This window comes from Muricoccus nepalensis (genome assembly GCF_006438825.1).
GTDB lineage: Bacteria > Pseudomonadota > Alphaproteobacteria > Acetobacterales > Acetobacteraceae > Roseomonas > Roseomonas nepalensis.
On the sequence record NZ_RCZP01000003.1, the window covers coordinates 306,888 to 327,925 of the forward strand.

General features: G+C 69.8%; 17 protein-coding genes, 1 tRNA gene and 4 pseudogenes. 10 read left to right on the forward strand and 12 right to left on the reverse strand.

All coding sequences use genetic code 11. From position 1 onward, the window contains the following. Positions 1 to 619: 619 nt before the first annotated feature. Positions 620 to 1,900 (forward strand): tyrosine-type recombinase/integrase, encoded by a 1,281-nt coding sequence (locus tag EAH89_RS05915; RefSeq protein WP_277753777.1) that lies wholly within the window; start codon positions 620 to 622, stop codon positions 1,898 to 1,900. Between the two features lie 448 nt (positions 1,901 to 2,348). Here the strand turns inward: EAH89_RS05915 and EAH89_RS05920 are convergent, their stop codons facing one another. From EAH89_RS05920 to EAH89_RS05940, 5 genes are all read right to left on the reverse strand, one after another. After that, on the reverse strand, positions 2,349 to 4,004 hold the full coding sequence (locus tag EAH89_RS05920) for an acetolactate synthase large subunit (RefSeq protein ID WP_140881861.1): 1,656 nt from the start codon (positions 4,002 to 4,004) through the stop codon (positions 2,349 to 2,351). A 133-nt stretch (positions 4,005 to 4,137) separates the two neighbouring features. Next, a complete protein-coding gene (locus EAH89_RS05925) occupies positions 4,138 to 5,118 on the reverse strand; it encodes a Bug family tripartite tricarboxylate transporter substrate binding protein (RefSeq protein WP_140881862.1) in 981 nt (326 codons plus the stop codon). A 96-nt stretch (positions 5,119 to 5,214) separates the two neighbouring features. Then, positions 5,215 to 6,423: a CaiB/BaiF CoA transferase family protein gene (locus tag EAH89_RS05930; protein ID WP_140881863.1), complete on the reverse strand. Its 1,209-nt coding sequence runs from the start codon at positions 6,421 to 6,423 to the stop codon at positions 5,215 to 5,217. Continuing rightward, positions 6,420 to 7,406: a hydroxymethylglutaryl-CoA lyase gene (locus tag EAH89_RS05935; RefSeq protein WP_140881864.1), complete on the reverse strand. Its 987-nt coding sequence runs from the start codon at positions 7,404 to 7,406 to the stop codon at positions 6,420 to 6,422. Before EAH89_RS05935 ends, EAH89_RS05930 begins: the two co-directional genes overlap by 4 nt. A 35-nt stretch (positions 7,407 to 7,441) precedes the next feature. Continuing rightward, positions 7,442 to 8,449 (reverse strand): Bug family tripartite tricarboxylate transporter substrate binding protein, encoded by a 1,008-nt coding sequence (locus EAH89_RS05940; protein WP_140881865.1) that lies wholly within the window; start codon positions 8,447 to 8,449, stop codon positions 7,442 to 7,444. A gap of 189 nt (positions 8,450 to 8,638) precedes the next feature. Between EAH89_RS05940 and EAH89_RS05945 the strand changes: the two genes are divergently transcribed. The 4 genes and pseudogenes from EAH89_RS05945 to EAH89_RS05960 all read left to right on the forward strand — a co-directional run. Further along, a complete protein-coding gene (locus EAH89_RS05945) occupies positions 8,639 to 9,412 on the forward strand; it encodes an IclR family transcriptional regulator (RefSeq protein WP_161993493.1) in 774 nt (257 codons plus the stop codon). Positions 9,413 to 9,457: 45 nt separating this feature from the next. Beyond that, positions 9,458 to 10,378, forward strand: coding sequence for an SMP-30/gluconolactonase/LRE family protein (locus EAH89_RS05950; protein WP_140881867.1), 921 nt, complete (start codon positions 9,458 to 9,460; stop codon positions 10,376 to 10,378). A gap of 132 nt (positions 10,379 to 10,510) precedes the next feature. After that, positions 10,511 to 10,780, forward strand: a pseudogene (locus EAH89_RS05955) (transposase); the annotation flags it as partial. Positions 10,781 to 10,799: 19 nt separating this feature from the next. Further along, positions 10,800 to 11,575, forward strand: a pseudogene (locus EAH89_RS05960) (IS3 family transposase); the annotation flags it as partial. 319 nt (positions 11,576 to 11,894) lie between these two features. On the opposite strand, the pseudogene EAH89_RS05965 reads toward EAH89_RS05960, so the two are convergent. Next, a pseudogene (locus EAH89_RS05965) lies at positions 11,895 to 12,650 on the reverse strand (IS110 family transposase); the annotation flags it as partial. Positions 12,651 to 12,769: 119 nt separating this feature from the next. On the opposite strand from EAH89_RS05965, the pseudogene EAH89_RS05970 reads away from it, so the two are divergent. Continuing rightward, positions 12,770 to 13,105: pseudogene (locus EAH89_RS05970) on the forward strand (integrase core domain-containing protein); the annotation flags it as partial. 94 nt (positions 13,106 to 13,199) lie between these two features. Here EAH89_RS05970 and EAH89_RS05975 read toward each other — a convergent pair. Together EAH89_RS05975 and EAH89_RS05980 are read right to left on the reverse strand one after the other, a co-directional pair. After that, positions 13,200 to 13,292 (reverse strand) — tRNA-Ser (locus EAH89_RS05975). 84 nt (positions 13,293 to 13,376) lie between these two features. Continuing rightward, positions 13,377 to 14,006 carry a glutathione S-transferase family protein gene (locus EAH89_RS05980; RefSeq protein WP_140881868.1) on the reverse strand — a complete coding sequence of 210 codons (630 nt, stop codon included), beginning with the start codon at positions 14,004 to 14,006 and terminating at the stop codon, positions 13,377 to 13,379. 207 nt (positions 14,007 to 14,213) lie between these two features. Between EAH89_RS05980 and EAH89_RS05985 the strand changes: the two genes are divergently transcribed. Both EAH89_RS05985 and EAH89_RS05990 read left to right on the forward strand, forming a co-directional pair. Beyond that, positions 14,214 to 14,603: a TM2 domain-containing protein gene (locus EAH89_RS05985; RefSeq protein WP_206667465.1), complete on the forward strand. Its 390-nt coding sequence runs from the start codon at positions 14,214 to 14,216 to the stop codon at positions 14,601 to 14,603. A gap of 67 nt (positions 14,604 to 14,670) precedes the next feature. Further along, a complete protein-coding gene (locus EAH89_RS05990; protein WP_140881869.1) occupies positions 14,671 to 15,630 on the forward strand; it encodes an NAD(P)/FAD-dependent oxidoreductase in 960 nt (319 codons plus the stop codon). Here EAH89_RS05990 and gatB read toward each other — a convergent pair. From gatB to gatC, 3 genes are read right to left on the reverse strand one after another with little or no spacing between them, the layout of a single operon-like run. After that, entirely contained in the window at positions 15,608 to 17,059 is a 1,452-nt protein-coding gene (gene gatB / locus EAH89_RS05995) for an Asp-tRNA(Asn)/Glu-tRNA(Gln) amidotransferase subunit GatB (RefSeq protein WP_140881870.1), read from the reverse strand. The two genes, EAH89_RS05990 and gatB, sit on opposite strands and share 23 nt — an antisense overlap. Then, a complete protein-coding gene (gene gatA, locus EAH89_RS06000) occupies positions 17,056 to 18,537 on the reverse strand; it encodes an Asp-tRNA(Asn)/Glu-tRNA(Gln) amidotransferase subunit GatA (RefSeq protein WP_140881871.1) in 1,482 nt (493 codons plus the stop codon). Before gatA ends, gatB begins: the two co-directional genes overlap by 4 nt. Next, positions 18,537 to 18,824, reverse strand: a complete 288-nt coding sequence (gene gatC, locus EAH89_RS06005; RefSeq protein ID WP_140881872.1) for an Asp-tRNA(Asn)/Glu-tRNA(Gln) amidotransferase subunit GatC — start codon at positions 18,822 to 18,824, stop codon at positions 18,537 to 18,539. Before gatC ends, gatA begins: the two co-directional genes overlap by 1 nt. Positions 18,825 to 19,036: 212 nt before the next feature. Here gatC and ruvX point away from each other — a divergent pair, with 212 nt between their 5' ends. Further along, on the forward strand, positions 19,037 to 19,522 hold the full coding sequence (gene ruvX / locus EAH89_RS06010; protein ID WP_140881873.1) for a Holliday junction resolvase RuvX: 486 nt from the start codon (positions 19,037 to 19,039) through the stop codon (positions 19,520 to 19,522). Here ruvX and EAH89_RS06015 read toward each other — a convergent pair. Beyond that, positions 19,519 to 20,025: a GNAT family N-acetyltransferase gene (locus tag EAH89_RS06015; RefSeq protein WP_241666878.1), complete on the reverse strand. Its 507-nt coding sequence runs from the start codon at positions 20,023 to 20,025 to the stop codon at positions 19,519 to 19,521. The genes ruvX and EAH89_RS06015 overlap by 4 nt on opposite strands. Positions 20,026 to 20,098: 73 nt before the next feature. Here EAH89_RS06015 and EAH89_RS06020 point away from each other — a divergent pair, with 73 nt between their 5' ends. Beyond that, positions 20,099 to 21,037: an aspartate carbamoyltransferase catalytic subunit gene (locus EAH89_RS06020; RefSeq protein WP_140881874.1), complete on the forward strand. Its 939-nt coding sequence runs from the start codon at positions 20,099 to 20,101 to the stop codon at positions 21,035 to 21,037. The last annotated feature ends 1 nt before the right edge of the window (position 21,038 follow it).

Genomic DNA, 21,038 nt, shown 5'->3' on the forward strand with positions numbered 1-21,038 from the left:
CTGCCGCCCGGCCACAATCTACGCGGCTTGGCCTGGTAATCGCTCGCGGAAGAGCTCGCTCCACTCGTTTCGCAGGCGCGTTTCGCCCTAGTCTCTAAGACTGATCTCATGCCAAGCGGCCGAACAATGATGTATTCAGTCTCTGAGCTGCGTGTTTCTATAAGACAGGACCAAACACAAGCATTCTGTAACGCAGTATGTTTCATAATGCCTGGTACACCTTACAGGCAATGTTGCTCGCCCGCCGCTGCGTCGTGCCTTCCGTTCGCGGCTCCAAGCGCTATCACAACCGCCATCGAAGTTAGCCAATAGAAGTTTCCGCACCCGAGGATCTTCGGATCGCGCTGACAACCCTGGGTACGAGCAGGGACGCGCAAAGACGCTGAACGAGGCCGAGCCTCAGTCTCCGTTCGTCGCCGGTTGATCCGAGGAAACGGGCAAATGGCGGAGGGGATGGCCGCCAAACGCCCATCCAGCCCTGCTTCTTCGTGCTCGAAAAAGCCGAGCAATGCTTGACGTTCTGGCTACCGCTTGTCCAAGTGCGCTCACGTCTGCTCCCACAAATCCAGCTCCAATTGTGGGGGCAAGTGTGGGGGCAGGGATGATGGCGGAGAGGCGCATGGGAAAGCTGACGGCCAAGGCGGTGCAGCACGCGAAGCCTGGTGTGCATGGTGACGGCGGCGGCCTCTACCTGCGGGTCAAGCCGGACCGTCGGGCCTTCTGGTTCTACCGCTTCATGCTGGTCGGCAAGCGCCGAGACATGGGCATCGGCGCCGCGAACGGGCCGGCGGCCGTGCCCCTCGCCGCGGCGCGGGAGAAGGCCGCTGCGGCGCGTCGGCTGGTGAAGGCTGGGAGCGATCCCCTGGTCCATCGCGACGCCGCGGAGGCCGCGGCAGCCACGGAGGTGAAGGCCGCCCAGGCGCAGCGCAAGACGTTCCGGGACGTGACGGACCTGTTCCTGGCCGCGCAGGAGGCCGGCTGGCGCAACGCGAAGCACCGGGCGCAATGGCGCAGCACCCTCGAAGCCTACGCCTTCCCGCATTTTGGCGACCGCCCGGTCGCCGATGTGAACACCGGTGCCGTGACGGCAGCCCTCAAGCCGATCTGGGAGAAGAAGCCGGAGACAGCTTCTCGCGTGCGCGGCCGGATCGAAGCCGTCTGGAACTACGCGAAGGTGATGGGGTGGTGTGTGGGCGAGAACCCCGCCCGCTGGCGAGGGCACCTCGCGAACGCCTTCCCGCGCCGCTCGAAGGTGAAGCCGGTGAAACACCACGCCGCCCTCCGTTGGCAGGACATAGGCGCCTTCATGGCGGCGCTACGCGCCAGGGAGGCGGTATCGGCCAGGGCCCTCGAATTCGTCATTCTGACCGCCGCACGCTCCGGGGAGGTCCTTGGGGCGCGGTGGTCGGAAGTGGACATGGACGCCGCCGTTTGGACGGTGCCGAGGGAGCGCATGAAGGCCGGGAAGGAGCACCGCGTGCCCCTCACGCCGGCCGCGCTGGCGGTGCTGCGCGGCGTCTTGCCATTGCGGACGGATGCGGCCGCGGACGCACTGATCTTCCCCGGCCAGCTCGCCGCAAACCGAAAGGAGCCGAAAGCCCTGTCCGTAATGGCCATGACCATGGCGCTGCGCCGAATGGAGCGCGGCGACCTCACGGTCCACGGCTTCCGCTCCACCTTCCGCGATTGGGCCGGGGAGACAACCGGGCATCCGCGCGAGGTGGTGGAGGCCGCACTGGCGCACCGCACGGGAGATAAGATGGAACAGGCTTACGCCCGCGGCGACCTGTTCGAGAAGCGACGGCGCTTGATGGCGGAGTGGTCCGCCTTCTGCGCCAAGACGCCAGCCAAGGTGGCGAGGCTCCCCACCCGACACGAGCCGGAGGCCGCCGTAGGCTGACGCGCGCCTCTCCGCCCGGCTAGACCCGGTGGCGGCGCGCTTCGCGGCCGGGGTGGGCACCGCCTGTGCCGGAGCGCGCCGTGAGGCCGTCGAAGGTGGCTGAGACTTACGATCTGGCGTCGGCCACCGCCTCTACTGCCACAGCACGGAACGCTACACAGTAGGCCGCTTCCAGCGCGTTGCGGCCGTTCCTATTAGGGCAAGGACCATTCAGGAAGAACTCCCGATCACTCCGGTCCTTTTGCTCCGGAGCGGTAAGCCTTGCGCCGTCTAATGATGCGAAGGAGCCGGCCAAAAGCCGAATGACCACTTTTGGTTTGCAAACATTTAAGAGCAGACGTTCATTAAGCTTTCCGTTGAGTACCGGTTTGCAACACAAAGTAGTCACCAGCTTCGCTGGGAAGGCCGCTGCCCCTTTTGAATCGTTGGGCCGTCACACAAGCGCTTATCAGGCGGATTTCACAATCGGCAGTCGAGCTTGTAACTCGTCCACCAGGACGCGCTTGTTCTCGGAGTAGTCGATCGGCACCACCACGAGATGCACGCCTCCGGCGCTGAATGCCGCCTCGAGGGTCGGGACGAGATCATCAGTGGCTCCGACGCGATGCCCCGTCGCGCCATAAGCCTCTGCATAGCGAACGAAATCCGGATTGCCGAAGGTCATGCCGAAGTCGGGAAACCCGTCGACCGACTGCTTCCACCGGATCATGCCGTAGGCGCTGTCCTCCAGGACGAGCACCACCAGGTTCAGTCGAAGCCGGATTGCCGTCTCCATCTCCTGGCTGTTCATCATGAAGCCGCCATCGCCGCAGACCGCGAGTGTCCGGCGAGCCGGGTTCAGCATCGCCGCCATCATCGCCGATGGAAGGCCCGCCCCCATGGTGGCCAGCGCGTTGTCCAGCAGCAGCGTGTTGGCCACCGTGGTGCGGTAGTTGCGGGCAAACCAGATCTTGTACATGCCGTTGTCGAGCGCGACGACCCCGTCCTCGGGCATGACGCGTCGGACATCCCGCACCAGGCGCTGCGGCGTCGGCGGGAACCGCTCCTCATCGGCGCGATCGGTGATGCGGGCGAGGATGCCCTCGCGCAGCGGCAGCAGCGCCCCAGCCTGGGGCAGGCGGCCCTCCAGGCGATCGGCCAGCAGCTCCAGGCTCGGGCCGACATCGCCGACCACCTCGGCATGCGGGAAGTAGACCTGCTCGACATGGGCCGGGGTGTAGGAGACGTGGACCACCTTCGGCCCGCCCGGGCCCATGAGGAAGGGCGGCTTCTCCACCGTGTCATGGCCGATGGCGATGATGAGGTCGGCGCGCTCGATCGCCTCGTGGACGTAGTCGCGCTCCGAAAGCGCGGCGGTGCCCATGTAGAGGCTGGAACCGCCGGGCACGGTGCCCTTGCCCATCTGCGTGGTGAAGAAGGGAATACGGGTGCGGTGAACGAAGCCCGCCAGACCCCTCGTGGCGCGCGGACGGCTGGTCGCGGCGCCGAGCATCACCAGGGGGCGTTCGGCGGCCAGGATCATCTCGGCCGCGCGGTCGATCGCGGCGGGGTGCGCCACGGGGATCTCGATCGGGTGCGGCGGGACCAGGGGCGGCGGATCGGCCACCTCCTCACCGGCCACGTCCTCCGGCAGCTCGAGGTGCACCGGACCCGGCCGCTCCTCCTGCGCCACCCGGAAGGCATCGCGGACCAGGGCGGGGATCGTGGCGGGGGAGACGATCTGCCGGGTAAGCTTGGTCAGCGGCCGCATGGCGGCGACCGTGTCCACGATCTGGAAGCCTGCCTGACGGCTGCTCATGATTCCCTTCTGGCCCGTGATCATGACCATCGGCATGGCACCGAGTTGCGCATAGGCGGCGCCCGTGACGAGGTTCAGCGCGCCGGGGCCGAGGGTGCTGAGGCACACGCCCGGCCTGCCGGTCAGGCGACCATGGGTGGCGGCCATGAAGGCCGCCGGTTGCTCGTGCCGGGTGAGCACGAGCTTGATCCGGGACGTCCGGAGGGATTCGAGAACGTCGAGGTTCTCCTCGCCCGGCACCCCGAAGATGCGGTCCACGCCTTCGTTCTCGAGCGCTGCCACCAGTAAGTCCGAAGTCTTGGCCATCGCGTGCTTCCCTTCGAGGTTCCGTCCGTCCGGCAATCGCCATCGCGGCTTGCCTGCGCGTCACGCTCCCAGTCCGTGCGGAACGAGGCCGCCCTGACCTCGCCCCTCCTCCGTCCCGGCATCGTAACCCCAATCAGTCCACCTGCACGCGAGCGTCCCGCACGACCTTGCCCCATTGCTGATGCTCGGCGGTGAGGAAGGATCGGAACTCCTCGGGTGTGGAACCCATCGGCTCACTTCCCTCAGCGGCGAGCCGCGCCACCACCTCGTCCTGGCGAAGCGCCTTCCGGACCTCCTCGTTGAGGCGCGCGACGACGGGGGCGGGCGTGCGGGCGGGGGCCACCAACCCGGTCCAGTTGACCGCCTGGAAGCCCTCGTAGCCCGCCTCGGCGATCGTCGGCACATCCGGGAGCGTCCGCATGCGCGCGGCGGAGGTGACGGCGATCGCGCGCAAGTCACCCGATTCCAGCGCGCCCTTCACGGCGAGGGGATTGGCGAAGAACAGGTCGACGCGGCCGCCCAGCAGGTCAGTCAGGACCGGCCCGGCACCCCGGTAGGGCACGGAGACGAACTCAACCCCGGCCCGGAGGGCGAACATCTCCCCGGCCAGATGGCCCACCGTCCCGCTGCCCGCATTTCCCGCCGTCAACCCGCCACGCTTCGCCTTCGCCGCCGCGACGACGTCCGCGAGGGTCTGGTAGGACGCGTTCTTCGCCACGACAAGGACGTTGGGCTGGGATGCCACGGTGGACACGAGCGCGAAGTCGCGCAGCGGATCGAAGGGCATGCGCGGGTAGAGCGCCGGGTTGATCGCCAGGTTGGAGGCCTGTCCCATGCCGATCGTGTAGCCATCCGGCGCCGCCTTCGCGACGGCGTCGAGGCCGATGTTGCCGCCCGCCCCGGGGCGGTTGTCCACCACGAGGTTCCAGCCGGTGGCGGCGCCCAGCTTCGCGGCAATCTCGCGCGAGATCACGTCCGTGCCACCGGCCGGTGGGAAGGGCACGATGAGGCGGATCGGCCGGTCGGGCCAGTTGCCTTGGGCACGGGACGGGTTGGGCAGGACGTCCGTCAGGGCGGCGCCCATGGCGCCAAGGAACATGTCGCGTCGACGCATCGCGTCCTCCGTGTCTTGTGCTTGTCCGCAAGCTGCCGTTCGAACGATGCGGCGCCCGAGCGGCAGCGCTCGGAGCACCGTCACGCACGGCGCCGTTTAGGTGACCCCGGTGTCCTTCAGGCGCTGGATGTCCTCGCCGCTGTAGCCCAGGCGCTCCAGCCACGCCTCCGTCTGGGCGGACAGAACTGGTGCCGGACCCGACGGAACCGGGTTGCCGTCGCCGAAGCGGAAGCCGCAGCGGGTGACGCGCTGCGTCCCCTCGGCCGTCTCCATCTCGGAGACGAAGCCGCGGCCGCGGATGTGCGGGTGTTCCACGATCTCGGGGACGGTCAGGACCTGGCCTGCTGGTACCCCTGCGCGGATCAGCCGGTCCTCCCATTCGGCCGCACCGCGGACGGCCAGTGCCGCTTCCAGTTCACCGGTGAGAGCCTCGCGATGAGCTTTTCGCGCGTGCCGGTCAGCAAAGCGGTCATCCGCCTTCAGGTCGGGCCGTTCCACGGCGTCGCACAGGGCTGCGTACTGCTTGTCCTCGTTGGCCGCGATGTTGATCAGCCCGTCGCCCGTGCGGAAGGTGCCGGACGGAGCCGCCGTGAAGTTGGCGTTGCCCATCGGGGTCGGTTCCACGCCCGCGTTCAGGTAGTTCGAGACCACCCAGCCCATGGTGGCGAGCGACGCCTCCAGCATCGAGACGTCGATGTAGCGTCCTGCCCCGGTCTGGCGCGCGCCGACGAGGGCGGAGGCGACCGCGAAGGCGGCGGTCAGCCCTCCCACCGTGTCGGAGACGGGATAGCCCACGCGCAACGGCGCCGAGGTCGCGTCGCCGGTGATGCTCATGACGCCGGAGGCGCCCTGGATGATTTGGTCGTAGGCGGGGCGCTGCGCGAAGGGGCCGTCGCGACCGAAGCCGGAGATGGCGCAGTACACCAGCGAGGGCTTGATCCTGGACAGCGTGTCGTAGCCGAGCGCCAGACGGTCCATGACACCCGGGCGGAAGTTCTCCACCAGCACGTCGGCCTCCGCGACAAGGCGCTTCAGCACCTCTTTCCCCTCGGGGTGCTTCAGGTCCAGCGTCACCGACTGCTTTCCGGCGTTCACCGCGACGAAGGAGGCGCCCATGCCGCGCTTCGCCGCCTCCGGGTCGGCACCCAGCCGCCGGGCGAGGTCACCGCGGAGGGGCTGCTCGACCTTGACCACCTCGGCGCCCATCAGAGCGAGCTGGTAGGTGCAGAACGGACCGGCCAGGACGTTGGTCAGGTCGAGAACGCGCACGCCTTCCAGCGGCAGGGGAGCGTGGGAGGCACTCATGCCACCACCTCGCAGGCCGGGGTGCCGCGCTCGGCCTTGCCGGTGCCCTCCGGGGCCGGGCCGCGCGCGGCGTAGCGGAAGCCCTTCTCCGCGCCGACATCGGGCAGATACCCGTAGATCGGCTCGGCGGGCAGCGCCTCCTCCAGCACCGTCCGCGCATCGGCGAGCTTGTCGAGGTCCACGCCGGTGTCGAGGCCCATGGCCTCCAGCATCCAGACCAGGTCCTCGGTGACGATGTTGCCCGTCGCCCCCGGGGAGTACGGGCAGCCGCCGATGCCCCCCTGCGAGGCGTCGAAGGTCGTGACCCCGACCTCCAGCGCCGCGACGACGTTCGCCAGGCCCTGGCCGCGGGTGTTGTGCAGGTGGGCACCACCCGCCTTGTCGCCGAGTTCGGCATGCAGCCGCCTGAACAGGCGCTTGACCTGCGCCGGGTTGCCGTAGCCGACGCCGTCGGAGAGGCCGACGCTGTCCGCCCCCTCGCGGGCGAGGCGCACCGCCATCTCGATTACCCAGTCCTCGGACACCAGGCCCTGGATGGTGCAGCCGAAGGCGGTGGAGATGCCGATCTCGACCTCCGGCCGCTGCCCGGCGGGCAGGCCGTCGCGGAAGCGGCAGGCGCGCCCGACCTCGGCAAGGGCCTGCTCGCAGGTCATGTTGATGTTGGCCTTGCTGTGCGCCTCGGAGGCCGAGACCGGCATGGTGATCTTGTGCGCCCCGGCCTCGGCCGCGCGCTGCACGCCCTTGAGGTTCGGTGCCAGCGCCAGCACCGTGAGACCCGGGATCTGGCGGGCCGCCGCCACCACCTCGGGCGCATCGGCCATCTGCGGCAGCAGCTTCGGATTGACGAAGGAGCCGACCTCGATCTCGCGAAGCCCCGCGGCCGCCAGGGCCTGGATCCAGCGGATCTTGGCCTCGGTTGGCATCGGGCGCTTGATGCTCTGCAAGCCGTCTCGTGGGCCGACCTCGCTGACAAGAATGGTCATGGGTACAACTTTCTCCTGTGTGCCAGGGTCGGATCTCACTGCGGGCGGACCCCGGCCTCGCGCAGCACGGCCTCCCAGCGGGTCATCTCGGCGTCCACGTAGGCCCGCGCCTCGGCAGGCGTGTTCGCCACGATGCGCTCGGCACCAAGGTCCGTAAGGCGAGTGCGCAGGGATCCCTCGCTCAGGATCGCGACGATCTCCTGCTGCACCTTCTCGAGGATGGGTTCGGGCGTGCCCGACGGAGCCAGGATGCCCTGCCAGACGCTGAACGTGGCAGCGGGGAAGCCCGCTTCCGCGATCGTGGGCACGTCTGGCATGACGGGGCTGCGCTGAGCCGAGGAGACGGCGAGAGCCCGCACCTGCCCGGAGGTCGCCAGCGGAAAGCCGGTGACGCCCGCGTCGTAGAGCATCTCGACCCGGCCGCCGACGAGGTCCTGGGCGGCAGGGGCGCTGCCGCGGTAGGGCACCTCCTCCATCCGCAGCCCGGCGGCCTTCGTGAACAGAAGGCTGACGAGTTGCAGGGCGCCACCGGTGCCGGTGCTGCCGTAGCTGAACTCGCCCGGCTTGGCCCGCACGCGCTCGACGAACTCGGCCACCGTCCGAACGGGCGAGTTGTTCGGCACCAGAAGCACCATCGGCCCCTCCGCGACGATGGTGACCGGGGCGAGATCCTTGGCAGGGTCGTAGTCGAGCCGGGTGTAGAGCGCGCGGTTCACGGCGTGCCCGGTGTTGGTGAACAGAAACGTGCCCCCGTCCGGCCGCGCCTTGGCGACCGCCGAGGCTCCGATATTGCCACCTGCGCCGGTGCGGTTTTCGACCACGACCCGCTGCGGCAGGCGCTGCGAGAGCGTGTCGCAGATCAGGCGGGCGATCACGTCGGTGGGGCCGCCGGGGGCGTAGGGCAGGATCATGCGAACGGGCTGGTTCGGCCAAGTGCCGCGCGTTTGGGCCTGCACTAGGCGAGGAGCCGCCAGAACGGAGGCGGCCGAGACGGCGCCCATCAGCACGGCGCGGCGGGACGGAAGGGTGGTGAAGGGGGACATAAGCGTTTCCTCTCTGCGTCGACGGGTGCCGGTGGAGTGCCTCTGGGCTGACACCCAAGCGGGAGTGGCTCTCGTTATTTCTGTTGAACAGAAATTAGTTCTCTTGTATGGAAATACCTAGCGATGCTGTGCACGGCCCGTCAACGGGAAAATGCTGGCGTCGCGGCGCAGTCTTGGAGGCTTGGATCCGTGCTCACCCCAGAGAAGGTCGCCACCGCCACCACTCCTCGCCGCCGCGGACGGCCACCTTCGGCCAAGCCGGGCGCCGAGCAGCCCGAGGCCATGGGTGAGCAGAGGGTCGAGGCGGTCGAGCGAGCCCTGTCGATCCTTGATGTCTTCGGGGACGGGACGCCGCGCCTGTCGCTGGCCCAGATTGCCGAACGGACCGGCTTCTACCCCAGCACCGTCCTGCGCCTGGCCGCCTCGCTCGATCGCTTCGGCTATCTCCACCGCGGCGCCGACGGACTCTTCCGCCTGGGGCCAACTCCGCTCCGGCTCGGTCTGCTCTACCGCGACGCCTTCGACCTGGCGGACCATGTCCGTCCGGTGCTGGCGCGGCTGGTCGAGCGGACGGGCGAGACGGCCGCCTTCTACGTGCGCGAGGGGGAGCGGCGCGTCTGCCTCCATCGCCACCATTCGCCGCGGTTGATCCGCCATCACGTGGAAGAAGGCGCGGTGCTCCCGCTGGACCGTGGTGCGAGTGGGCGCGTGCTGATGGCCTACACGGACGGCACCGATCCGCTTCTCGCAGAGGTGCGGGCCCGAGGCTGGTATCTATCCCTTGGTGAGCGCGATCCCGAGGCGGCGGCGATAGCGACGCCGGTCTTCGGGCGGGGGCGGCACTTCATCGGCGCGCTGGGGATCATTGGTCCGAGAAGCCGCTTCGAGGCGGAAAGCCACGAGAGGCTTGCCGCGCTCGTCACGGAAGAGGCGGGTTTGCTGTCACGCAGCATCGGCGGCTGAGCCACCATCCGACACACGATGAGATACTGAACCGGAGACCAGATAATGGAACCCTCTTCTGCGCCGCCGTACTCGGTCACCACGCGCGTGCACACCGAGATGCCAGCGGAACTGCGCCGCCCCGTCGTCACCGAGTGGTCGCGTGCGAACAACCGCGGCCAGCCGGTGGACTGCTTCCTGGAGGGACCTTGCTTTGATGCGGCAGGCAACCTCTACGTCACTGACATCCCGCATGGCCGTATCTTCGGCATCTCACCGGAGGGAAGTTGGACGCAGCTTGCCGAGTATGACGGGGAACCGAACGGGCTGGCGCTGCACCCTGATGGCACGCGTCTGTACGTCGCTGACTACAAGCAGGGCATCCTGTCGCTCGATCTCGCGACAGGAGCGGTCGCGCCGGTGCTCGCCCGGCGCAACAGCGAGCGATTTAAGGGTCCCAATGATCTGGTGTTCGCCCGCAATGGCAACCTCTACTTCACCGATCAGGGGCAATCTGGCCTGCATGATCCGACTGGGCGGGTCTACCGACTGCGTCCCAGCGGCCAGCTCGACTGCCTGCTCGCCAACGGACCAAGCCCGAATGGCCTAGCCCTTTCCCATGACGAAGAGGTGCTGTTTGTTGCCATGACGCGCGACAACGCCGTCTGGCGCCTGCCGCTGCTTCTGGACGGCAGCACCGCCAAGGTTGGACGTTTCGCCTCGTTTCATGGCACCAGCGGGCCGGACGGGCTGGCCATGGATGCAGCGGGCAACCTGCTGGTGGCCCATGCTTCGCTGGGCAGTGTGTTCGTGCTCTCTCCGCAGGGTGAGCCCGTCGCGCGGATCCGTTCCTGCCGTGGCGCGACCACGACCAACCTTGCTTTCGGTAGTCCGGGAAGCGGGACGGTGTTCGTGACCGAGTCCGAGACCGGCGCGGTGCTTGCCGCAGAGTGGGGAAGAGGCGAACAGATGTCGCTACCGGCGTGAAAGGCGCGGACCGGAGGAGCCCCGGTCACTGCTCCTGGCAACGGTCGGCTTTCCTTGACCCTCCCCTGACCTTCCCCCGTAGAAGCGGTCCGCCGGTAAGGTGAGCCCGGCGGAATTGTGGAGGGTGTTGGGATGGGAAGGAAGCACCACAAGCCGGAGGAGATCGTGGCCAAGCTGCGGCAGGTCGAGGTGTTGCTGGCGCAGGGCAAGACCGCTGCCAAGGCTGTGCGGGCAATGGGGGTGACCGAGCAGAGCTACTATCGCTGGCGGAGCGAGTACGGCGGCCTGAAGCTGGACCAGGTGAAGCGCCTCAAGCTGCTGGAGCAGGAGAACGGCAGGCTCCGCAAGGCGGTGGCAGACCTGACGCTCGAGAAGCTGGTGCTGAAGGAAGCCGCCTCGGGAAACCCGTGAGCGCNTCGAGGTGTTGCTGGCGCAGGGCAAGACCGCTGCCAAGGCTGTGCGGGCAATGGGGGTGACCGAGCAGAGCTACTATCGCTGGCGGAGCGAGTACGGCGGCCTGAAGCTGGACCAGGTGAAGCGCCTCAAGCTGCTGGAGCAGGAGAACGGCAGGCTCCGCAAGGCGGTGGCAGACCTGACGCTCGAGAAGCTGGTGCTGAAGGAAGCCGCCTCGGGAAACCCGTGAGCGCCGCCCGTCGTCGGGCCTGCGTCGAGCACGTCACGAAGGAACTCGACGTCTCGGAGCGGTTTGCCTGCGCGGTGCTCGGTCAGCACCGCTCGACGCAGCGGAAGGCGCCGAGGCAGGCGGACGACGAGGTGGCGCTGACGGCGAGCATCATCGGTTTGGCCAAACAGTACGGCCGGTATGGCTACCGCCGGATCACCGCGCTGCTGCGGGCCGAGGGCTGGCGGTGCAATCACAAGAGGGTGGAGCGCATCTGGCGGTGTGAGGGCCTGAAGGTGCCCGCCCGGCAGCCCAAGCGCGGGCGGCTGTGGCTGGCTGACGGCTCCTGCGTGCGGCTGCGCCCCGAGCGGCCGAACCACGTGTGGGCGTATGACTTCGTGGAGGACCGCACCCAGGACGGGCGCAAGTTCCGGATGCTGAACGTGGTGGACGAGTTCACCCGCGAGTGCCTGGCGATCCGGGTGGGCCGCCAGCTCAGGGCCGCCGACGTCATCGACGTGCTGTCCGACCTGTTCATCCGGCGCGGCGTGCCGGGCCATGTTCGTTCGGACAACGTCCTAGATCGGGAAGGCGCGGGACGCTCTCGTCAACAAGTCTCCATCGCCAGTTTGCACTGACGTCAGAATACGCAGCAACACAAAACCAGGTGGCCTCCACCGTGATGGGGGAGCTCTCGACCATAGCAAACACAGGGTCCATGGGCGGTACCCGCGCGCTTGCTGGCGCCGCCGTGGCCCTCACCGTCCTCGAGACGAGATGCAGACCCAGATGGAAGACCCGAACATTATCTACAGGGTCGCGGATGCGCCCTCACGGCTCCGATAGAGAGGGGTTCTTCCACCTGGCACCGGCCCCTCGACGAAGGGCCGGTAGTATGACGAGGCGGAACATGGTGATGGCAGGCGCCTCGGGTGGGATCGGCAGGGCGATGGAGCTCTGGGCGGTGTCGTAGATGTCGCCGAGCAGGCGTGCTTTGGCGACCTTGCGGCCGGCGAGGTCCCAGGCAGCCGCGACAAAGGCCTCCTTGCTGAAGGCGGTGATGCTGCTTGGCACGGGGAAGCGCTCGAGGAGGGCAAAGAACCAGTCGCTGCGCGTGTTGTTCCGGAAGCGGTCGATCTCGGGGAAGTACAAGGGCAGGTAGTGGGTCTGGATGCGGTGGAGCGCCTCGGTCTTGGCCTTGGACACCACCTCGTGGGTCATCGACAACTCCTGGATGTCGTTGATCCCGTGCTCCAGCGGGTCGTGGTAGGGCTTGGCCGCGCCGATCCGCAGCATGTGCAGAATGACCTGGGCGTCCTTGGGATCGTTCTTGTCCCAGCCGTTGTGCAGCGCCTCCCTAGTCCGGGCCAGGGCGACCGAGGAGATCAGCCGCACGTCGAAGCCTGCCTGCACCAGTCGCCAGGCGAGCGGGCGATGGTAGTGGCCGGTCGGCTCCAGGCCGACGGTCACCGGGCGCTCCAGGGCCTGAAGCTCGGCCACCAGCCGGTCGTGCTCGGCGCGGGTGTTGGTCACCGTCATCCTGCGCCGCCGTCGGGCGTCGGGCAGCTCGATCAGCACCTCGTTCCTGAGCTTGGCGATATCGATGGCGACAAGGACAGCAGTAGGAGGTGTAGGCTGGGACCTGGTCATGGCCGGTCGGCTCCTCTCCGTGTGGCTGGACACCATCACTGTGGAGGCTCGCTGGCCGGTCGTGGCCGCCTTTGAACCGGATCATACCCCGATCCGGTTCAACCTTCCCGATGCGCTATGGACCCCAGTTCGCTGCCACGGCCGGGAAGAGCTGGATCCGCGGCGTGGGCGCGAGAACGGCGTTCATCGAGCCGGGCAGCCCCTGGGAGAACGGCTACGTGGAGAGCTTCAACGGCAAGCTCCGCGACGAACTGCTCAACGCCGAGGTGTTCAACACGCTCGCCGAGGCCAAGGTGCTGATCGAACAATGGCGACGGCACTACAACACCGTCCGTCCTCACTCCTCGCTGCGCTACCGACCGTCCGCGCCAGAGGTGCTCCTGACATCACCTCTGCCGTCCTCCGTCGGCCAACCACCCACCAGCTCAGGACAGGCCGCGGCCATGCTCCACTAAAAATCGGCCTGGGCCACCTCGTGGGGGCTGGTCAGGGGCAGGATGGGCGCTCATGAAAGCAACCCAACAAACTTAATACGGCACGCGAAGGTAATGGCGGAGGGGATGGGATTCGAACCCACGATAGGACTTGACATCCTATAACGGTTTAGCAAACCGCCGCCTTCGGCCACTCGGCCACCCCTCCGCAGGAGTGGAAGTCACACGGCGTTGCAGGCCCCGCTTCTAGCCGCCCGCCATTCCCCCGTCAAACGGTCCCCGCGCGCTTTCGTCAGGAAAGCGCCACCTCGAAGCCCCGCCGCACCCCCGGGCGGGCCATCATCCGCTCGTACCAGGCACCGACGTTCGGCAGGTCGTCGAAGGGAACCAGGTGCCGCTCGTGGCGCCAGGCCCAGCCGATGATGGCGAAGTCGGCGACGCTCGGCTCGTCCTCAGTCGCCACGTAGTCGCGGCCCGCCAGCCGCTTCTCCAGCACGCCGTAGAGCCGGCGCGTCTCCTTCCCGTAGCGGGCCAGCCCGTAGTCCCGGGCGGGTCCCTCCGGCTGCATGAGGAAGTGGTGCACCTGCCCCGGCATCGGCCCGAAGCCGCCCATCTGCCACATCAGCCACTCCAGCACGGGCACCCGCGCCCGGAGGTCCGCCGGCATGAAGCGCCCGGTCTTCTCCGCGAGGTAGAGCAGGATGGCCCCCGACTCGAAGACGCTGATCGGCTGCCCGCCCGGCCCCTCCTCGTCCACGATGGCGGGGATCCGGTTGTTGGGGCTGATGGCCAGGAACTCCGGCCGGAACTGCTCGTCCTGGCCGATGTTCACGGTCCGGACGGTGTAGGGCAGCCCCATCTCCTCCAGGGCCACGCTGATCTTGCGGCCGTTGGGCGTGTTCCAGGTGTGCAGCGTGATCATCGGCAATCTCCTCGGCGCGGAGCATCGCCGTCCCCCGCGCCCATGGGAAGGGCGGGGCCGGCGGGGCCTGGAACCGGGCCGCCAGCGGGGCGATCTCGAGGCGAAGATGCTTGACCGCCCCGCCGCGCCCCGGAAGGCCAGCCCCGTCGCCCCGGCCGCCCGCCCGCGGCATGCTGCCATGCCACCCTCCAGGATTCGCTCCGCCCCATGCCCGTCCCGACCACCGGCCCCGACCCGTCCCGCCCCGGCACCTTCCAGACCGGCCCCTTCGATTCCAACTCCTTCAACCCCGGCCGCCCGAACGACGCCGCCGCCCTCATGCAGTACGACGCGAACAAGCGCTCCGCCCTCGTCGCCTACCTCCTCTGGTTCTTCCTCGGCACCTTCGGCGCCCACCGCTTCTACGCGGGGCGCATCGCGAGCGGCGTGGTCCAGCTCCTCGTCACGCTCGTCTCGATGCTGCTCACCTTCGTCCTCATCGGCTACGCCGGGCTCTTCCTGGTCGGCCTCTGGGTGCTGGTGGACGCGCTGCTCATCCCCGGGATGATCAGGAGCTACAACAACCGCCTCATCGCCTCGCTCGGGCGCCAGCATTAGTTCGGCCGGATGAAACATCGTGCGCCCTCGCGCGTCCTCCCTGGGCACGACGACGCGAGGGCGCCCCATGGCCGATGACGGCATCCTTGACTGCGTGATCGTCGGCGGCGGGCCTGCCGGGCTCACCGCCGCCCTCTACCTCGCCCGCTTCCAGCGCCGCATCGCCCTCGTCGACGCCGGCGCCAGCCGGGCCGCCTGGATTCCCGCCACCCACAACTTCCCCGTCTTCGCCGAGGGCATCGCCGGCCCCGCCATGCTCGACCGCCAGCGCGAGAACCTCGCGCAGTACGGCATCGCCCCCCTCCCCGCCCGCGTGGCCGCGATCGCGAAGGCCGACGGCCACTTCGTCCTGACGCTCGAGGAGGCAGACGAGCCGCTCCGCGCCCGCCGCGTGCTCCTCGCAACCGGCGCGGCCGACGTGGAGCCGGCGCTGCCCGACCACGCCGACGCCCTCGCCCGCGGCCTCCTCCGCTACTGCCCGATCTGCGACGGCTACGAGGCCCGCGGCCGGCGCGTCGCGGTTCTCGGCCACGGCGCCCGCGGCCTGGGGGAGGCCGTCTTCCTCGCCCGCAGCTACACCGAGGACGTCACGCTCCTCACCCTCGGCCAGCCCCTTTCCACCGAGGAGGAGGCCCGCGCCCGCGAGCACGGCATTGCCGTCGTCACCGCGCCCATCGAAGCCCTGGCCATCGAGGGCGACCGCATCGCCGCGCTCCGCGCCGGCGGGCGGGAACACCGCTTCGAGACGCTCTACTCCGCCCTTGGCCTGAAGGTCCGCTCCGACCTCGCCCTCCCGCTCGGCGCCGGGCACGACGAGACCGGCGCCCTCATCGTGGACGAGCACAACCGCACCACCGTCCCCGGCCTCTACGCCGCCGGCGACGTGGTGCGCGGCCTCAACCAGATCGTCGTCGCCATGGGCCACGCGGCGGTCGCGGCCACCGACATCCACAACCGCTGCGAGCTGCCGACCGAGGACGAGCCGGGCGGGCCCGAGCGCCCCGTCAGGCGTCCAGCTTCGCCTTGAGCACCTCGTTCACCAGGGCCGGGTTCCCCTGCCCCTTCATCGCCTTCATCACTTGGCCGACGAACCAGCCGAACAGCGTCGGCTTCTCCCGGTACTGCGCGACCTTGTCCGGGTTCGCGGCCAGGATCGCGTCCACCGCGGCCTCGATGGCCCCCGTGTCCGTCACCTGCCGCAGCCCGCGCTCCTCGACGATGGTGCCCGGCGGCTTGCCCGTCTCCCCCATCGCCTCCAGCACCTCCTTGGCCATCTTCCCCGACAGCGTCCGGTCGGCGATGAGGTCCAGCAGCGCGCCGAGGTGCCGCGCCGAGACGGGGCTATCCTCGATGCCCTTGCCCAGGCGGTTCAGCATGGCGAAGAAGTCGCCCATCACCCAGTTCGCGGCGACCTTGGGGTCGCGCCCGGCCGCCACCTCCTCGTAGAAGGCCGCCGTCTCCTTCTCCGCGACCAGCACCGAGGCGTCGTAGGCCGAGAGGCCGAACTCGTTGACGTAGCGCGCCCGCCGCGCGTCCGGCAGTTCCGGCAGGCCGGCCCGCAGCTCCTCGATCCAGGCGGGGTCGATGACGAGCGGGGGCAGGTCCGGGTCGGGGAAGTAGCGGTAGTCGTGCGCGTCCTCCTTGGACCGCATCGACCGGGTCTCGCCCCGCACCGTGTCGAAGAGCCGCGTCTCCTGCTCGACGGTGCCGCCCGACTCCCAGACCTCGATCTGCCGCCGCGCCTCCGCCTCCACCGCCTGCATGACGAAGCGGATGGAGTTCACGTTCTTCACCTCGCAGCGCGTGCGGAACGCCTCGCCGCTCTTGCGGACGGAGACGTTCACGTCCGCGCGCAGCGAGCCCTCCTCCATGTTCCCGTCGCAGGTGCCGAGATAGCGCAGGATCTGCCGCAGCTTCGTCAGGTAGGCGCCCGCCTCCTCCGGCGAGCGCATGTCGGGCTCCGACACGATCTCCATCAGCGCGACGCCGGAGCGGTTGAGGTCGATGTAGGACTTCGTCGGGTGCTGGTCGTGGATCGACTTCCCCGCGTCCTGCTCGAGGTGCAGCCGCGTGATGCCGATCTCCTTCACGCTCCCGTCCGACAGCTCCACCGTCACCACGCCCGTGCCCACGATCGGGTGCGCGAACTGGCTGATCTGGTAGCCCTGCGGTAGATCCGCGTAGAAATAGTTCTTGCGGTCGAAGCGCGACCACGGGTTCACCTGGGCGTTCAGCCCGAGACCCGTCCTCACCGCCTGCGCCACGCATTCGCGGTTGATCACCGGCAGCATCCCCGGGAAGCCCGCGTCCACGAAGCTCACCTGGGAGTTCGGCGCCGCGCCGAAGGCGGTCGCGGCCCCGCTGAACAGCTTCGCCTGGCTGGTCACCTGGGCGTGGACCTCAAGCCCGATCACCAGCTCCCAGGGGCCCGTCTGGCCCTCGATGGTGTAGCTCATGCGAAAGCCCTCACCTGCGGCACCGCGGTCAGCTTCGCCGCGTGCTCGATCGCCGTTCCCACCGCGAAGACGGTCTCCTCGTCGAAGTCCCGCCCCAGCACCTGCAGACCGAGGGGAAGCCCCTGCCGGTCGAAGCCCGCCGGCACGGCCAGCCCCGGGATGCCCGCCAGGTTCGCGGTCACCGTAAAGACGTCGTTGAGGTACATCGCCACGGGGTCGTCCTGCTTCTCCCCGGCGGCGAAGGCGGCCGAGGGGGTGGCGGGCGTCACGATGGCGTCGACCGAGCGGAAGGCCTCGTCGAAGTCCCGCTTGATCAGCGCCCGCACCCGCTGCGCGCGCACGTAGTAGGCGTCGTAGTAGCCGGCGCTGAGCACATAGGTGCCGATCATGATGCGCCGCTTCACCTCGGCGCCGAAGCCGGCCGCCCGCGTGCGCTCGTAGAGGTCCTTCAGGTCCCCGCCCTCGACGCGCCGCCCGAAGCGCACGCCGTCGTAGCGCGCGAGGTTGGAGGAGGCCTCCGCGGGGGCCACGATGTAGTAGGTCGGCAGCGCGTACTTCGTGTGGGGCAGCGAGATGTCGACGATCTCCGCCCCCTCCGCCCGCAGCCAGGCGAGGCCCTGCTGCCACAGCGCCTCGATCTCGTCGGGCATCCCCTCCAGCCGGTACTCGCGCGGCACGCCGATGCGGAGCCCCCGCACCCCCCGCGCGCAGGCGGCCGCGAAGTCCGGCACGGGCCGGTCCGCGCTCGTCGCGTCGCGCGGGTCGTGCCCGGCCATGCTCCCGAGGAGGATCGCGCAGTCCTCCACCGTTCGCGCGACGGGCCCCGGCGTGTCGAGCGAGGAGGCGAAGGCGACCACCCCCCAGCGCGAGCAGCGCCCGTAGGTCGGCTTCATGCCGGCGATGCCGCAGAAGGCCGCGGGCTGGCGGATGGAGCCGCCCGTGTCCGTCGCCGTCGCCCCCATGGCCAGCCGCGCCGCCACTGCCGCCGCCGAGCCGCCGGAGGAGCCGCCGGGCACCAGGCGCGTGCCGTCGTCGTTGCCGCGCTTCCAGGGGTTCTCCACCTCGCCGAAGGCCGAAGTCGCGTTGGACGACCCCATGGCGAACTCGTCGAGGTTCGCCTTGCCGAGGAAGACTGCGCCGTCCCGCAGCAGGTTCGCCGTCACCGTGCTCTCGTAGGGCGGCACGAAGTCGCCGAGGATGCGGCTCGCGGCCGTGGTCCGCGTGCCCTCCGTGCAGAAGAGGTCCTTGATGGCGAGCGGCACGCCGTCCAGCGGCCGCGCCACCCCGTTCGCGCGCCGCCGGTCCGAGGCGCGGGCGGCCTCCATCGCGCGCTCAGCCGTGACGGTGACGAAGGCGTTCAGGCGAGGGTTCAGCGCCTCGATCGCTTCCAGGTGCGCAGCGGTCAGCGCCTCCGAGGTGACGATCCCCTCGCCCAGCGCCTCGAGCGCGCCGCGGATGGTGAAGTCGGTCGGATGCATCACTCGACAACCTTCGGAACGGAGAAGAACTCGCCCGCGCGGTCCGGCGCGTTCGCCAGCACGGCCTCGGCACGGCCGCCATCGGCCACCACGTCGTCGCGCATCGGCATGGCCGTGCCGCCCGCGCCCGCCAGCGGCTCGACGCCCGAGACGTCCACCGCCTGCAGCTGCTCGATCCAGCCGAGGATGCCGTTCAGCTCCGCCTGCAGCCGCGCGTCCTCCCCCTCCTCCAGGTGCAGCCGGGCGAGGGAGGCCACGCGCCTCACGGTCTTCAGGTCGAGCGACATGGTCGGGAGTGTTCCCAGGGGTTGTCCGTTGGGGGGGCAGGAAGCCGCCGCGCCCCCGCAAGTCAAGGGGCGCGGCGGCCCGCCCGCACGCCGCCGCGGGGCGAGGGTGCCGGAGGCCGCCGGCCCGGTCACCTTTCCTAACCCGCCGGTTAGCGGAAAGGACCACGCCCCCCGCGCCCGGGCGCGCGTCCGGCGCTACACTCCCCCGGCCCATGCCCATCACGCCCCTCCCCGCCCTCCGCGCCGCCCTGCCGCGCCACGCCCGCCTAATCGGCCTCGACCCCGGGCGGGTGACGATCGGCCTCGCGCTCTCCGACGTCCTCCTCATGCTCGCCTCCCCCTACGCCGCCCTCGCCCGCGGCAAGCTGGCGCCGAACGCCGCCGAGATCCGGCGCATCGCGGAGAAGGAGGGGGCGGGCGGGCTCGTCTGCGGGCTGCCGCTGGGCATGGACGGCTCTTTCGGGCCCGCCGCCCAGGCCGCAAAGGACTGGGCCATGGCCGTCTCCGACGCCACCGGCCTGCCCGTCGCCCTCTGGGACGAGCGTCTCTCCTCCTCGGCGGTGAACCGGATGATGATCGAGGCGGACCTCAGCCGGGCGAAGCGTGCCAGGGCCGTGGACGCGGCGGCGGCGGCCTACATGCTCCAGGCCGCCCTCGACGCGACCCGCCCCGCGCCGCCGGCCGCCGAGGGCGCCTAGGCCGCCGGCCCGGGCGGGCGCTCCATGTAGCGGGCCTCCGGGTCGTAGCGGCGCAGCAGGGCCTCCAGCGCCGCGTCCCCGGCCTCCCGGAAGCCCTGGGCCCGCCAGAAGCCCGCCGTGCCCGCGATGGCCACGATGGAGAGGGGCAGCGGCCCGGCCAGCGCGGCCAGGAGGCCGAGGGCGCGCCGCCCGGCGCCGCCCCCCCGCGCCGCCGGGAGGATCGCCAGGTCGTGCAGGTGCAGCACCCCCGGCCGCGGCGGCAGGGCGCCGAGGGGCGTGTCGAGCGCCGGCGGCCGGGCACGGTGCCAGGGATGGGCGAGGGCGTAGCCGAGCGCGCCCCCCTCCCCCTCCAGCAGCAGGCAGCCCGCGGGGAAGAGGCGCTGCCGCTCGGCGAGGACGGCGTCCGATTCCGGGTAGGCCGGGTGGACCTCCCCCGCGATGCGGGACACCGCGCCCAGGTCCCCCGCCGTCATCGCCCGCCAGCCCGGAGCCTTCCCCGCCACGGCGCCCTCCCCTAAACACCCCTCGTTGAGCCGCGGGCACCCCCGTGGCGCGAACCGCCCTGCACGAGGCCCCATGCCCCTCTACCCGCACCGGCACCTCCTCGCGCTGCAAGGGCTGGAGCCCCCCTACATCGCCGAGCTGCTGGACCTCGCCGAATCCTACGCCCTGCTGAACCGCGGCGGGAAAGCCCAGCGGGACCTGCTGCGCGGCCGCACCCTCATCAACCTCTTCTTCGAGGACAGCACGCGCACCCGCACCTCCTTCGAGCTGGCGGGCAAGCGGCTCGGGGCGGACGTCATCAACATGTCCGTCAGCACGAGCAGCGTGAACAAGGGCGAGACCCTGCTGGACACGGCGGCGACGCTGAACGCCATGCAGACCGACCTGCTGGTGATCCGGCACTCCCAGTCCGGCGCCCCGGCGCTGCTCTCCCAGAAGGTGGACGCCGGCGTCATCAACGCGGGCGACGGCACGCACGAGCACCCGACCCAGGCGCTGCTCGACGCCCTGACCATCCGCCGCCGCAAGGGCACGCTCGAGAACCTCACCGTCGCCATCTGCGGGGACGTGCTGCACTCCCGCGTCGCGCGCAGCAACATCCACCTCCTGCTGGCCATGAACTGCCGGGTCCGCATCGTCGGCCCGCCCACCCTCATCCCGGCGGAGGCCGAGGCGCTGGGGGTGGAGGTCTTCCACGACATGCGCGCGGGCCTCAAGGACGCCGACGTCGTGATGATGCTCCGCCTGCAGAAGGAGCGGATGCAGGGCGGCCTCGTCCCCTCCGCCCGCGAGTTCTTCCGCTTCTACGGGCTGGACGCGGCCAAGCTCCGCCACGCCAAGCCCGACGCCATCGTCATGCACCCCGGCCCCATGAACCGCGGCGTCGAGATCGACAGCGCCATCGCCGACGACCCCGCCCGCTCCGTCATCGGGGAGCAGGTGGAGATGGGGGTCGCGGTGCGCATGGCGGTGCTGGACGTCCTCGCCCAGAACCGGCGCCGGAACAGCTGAG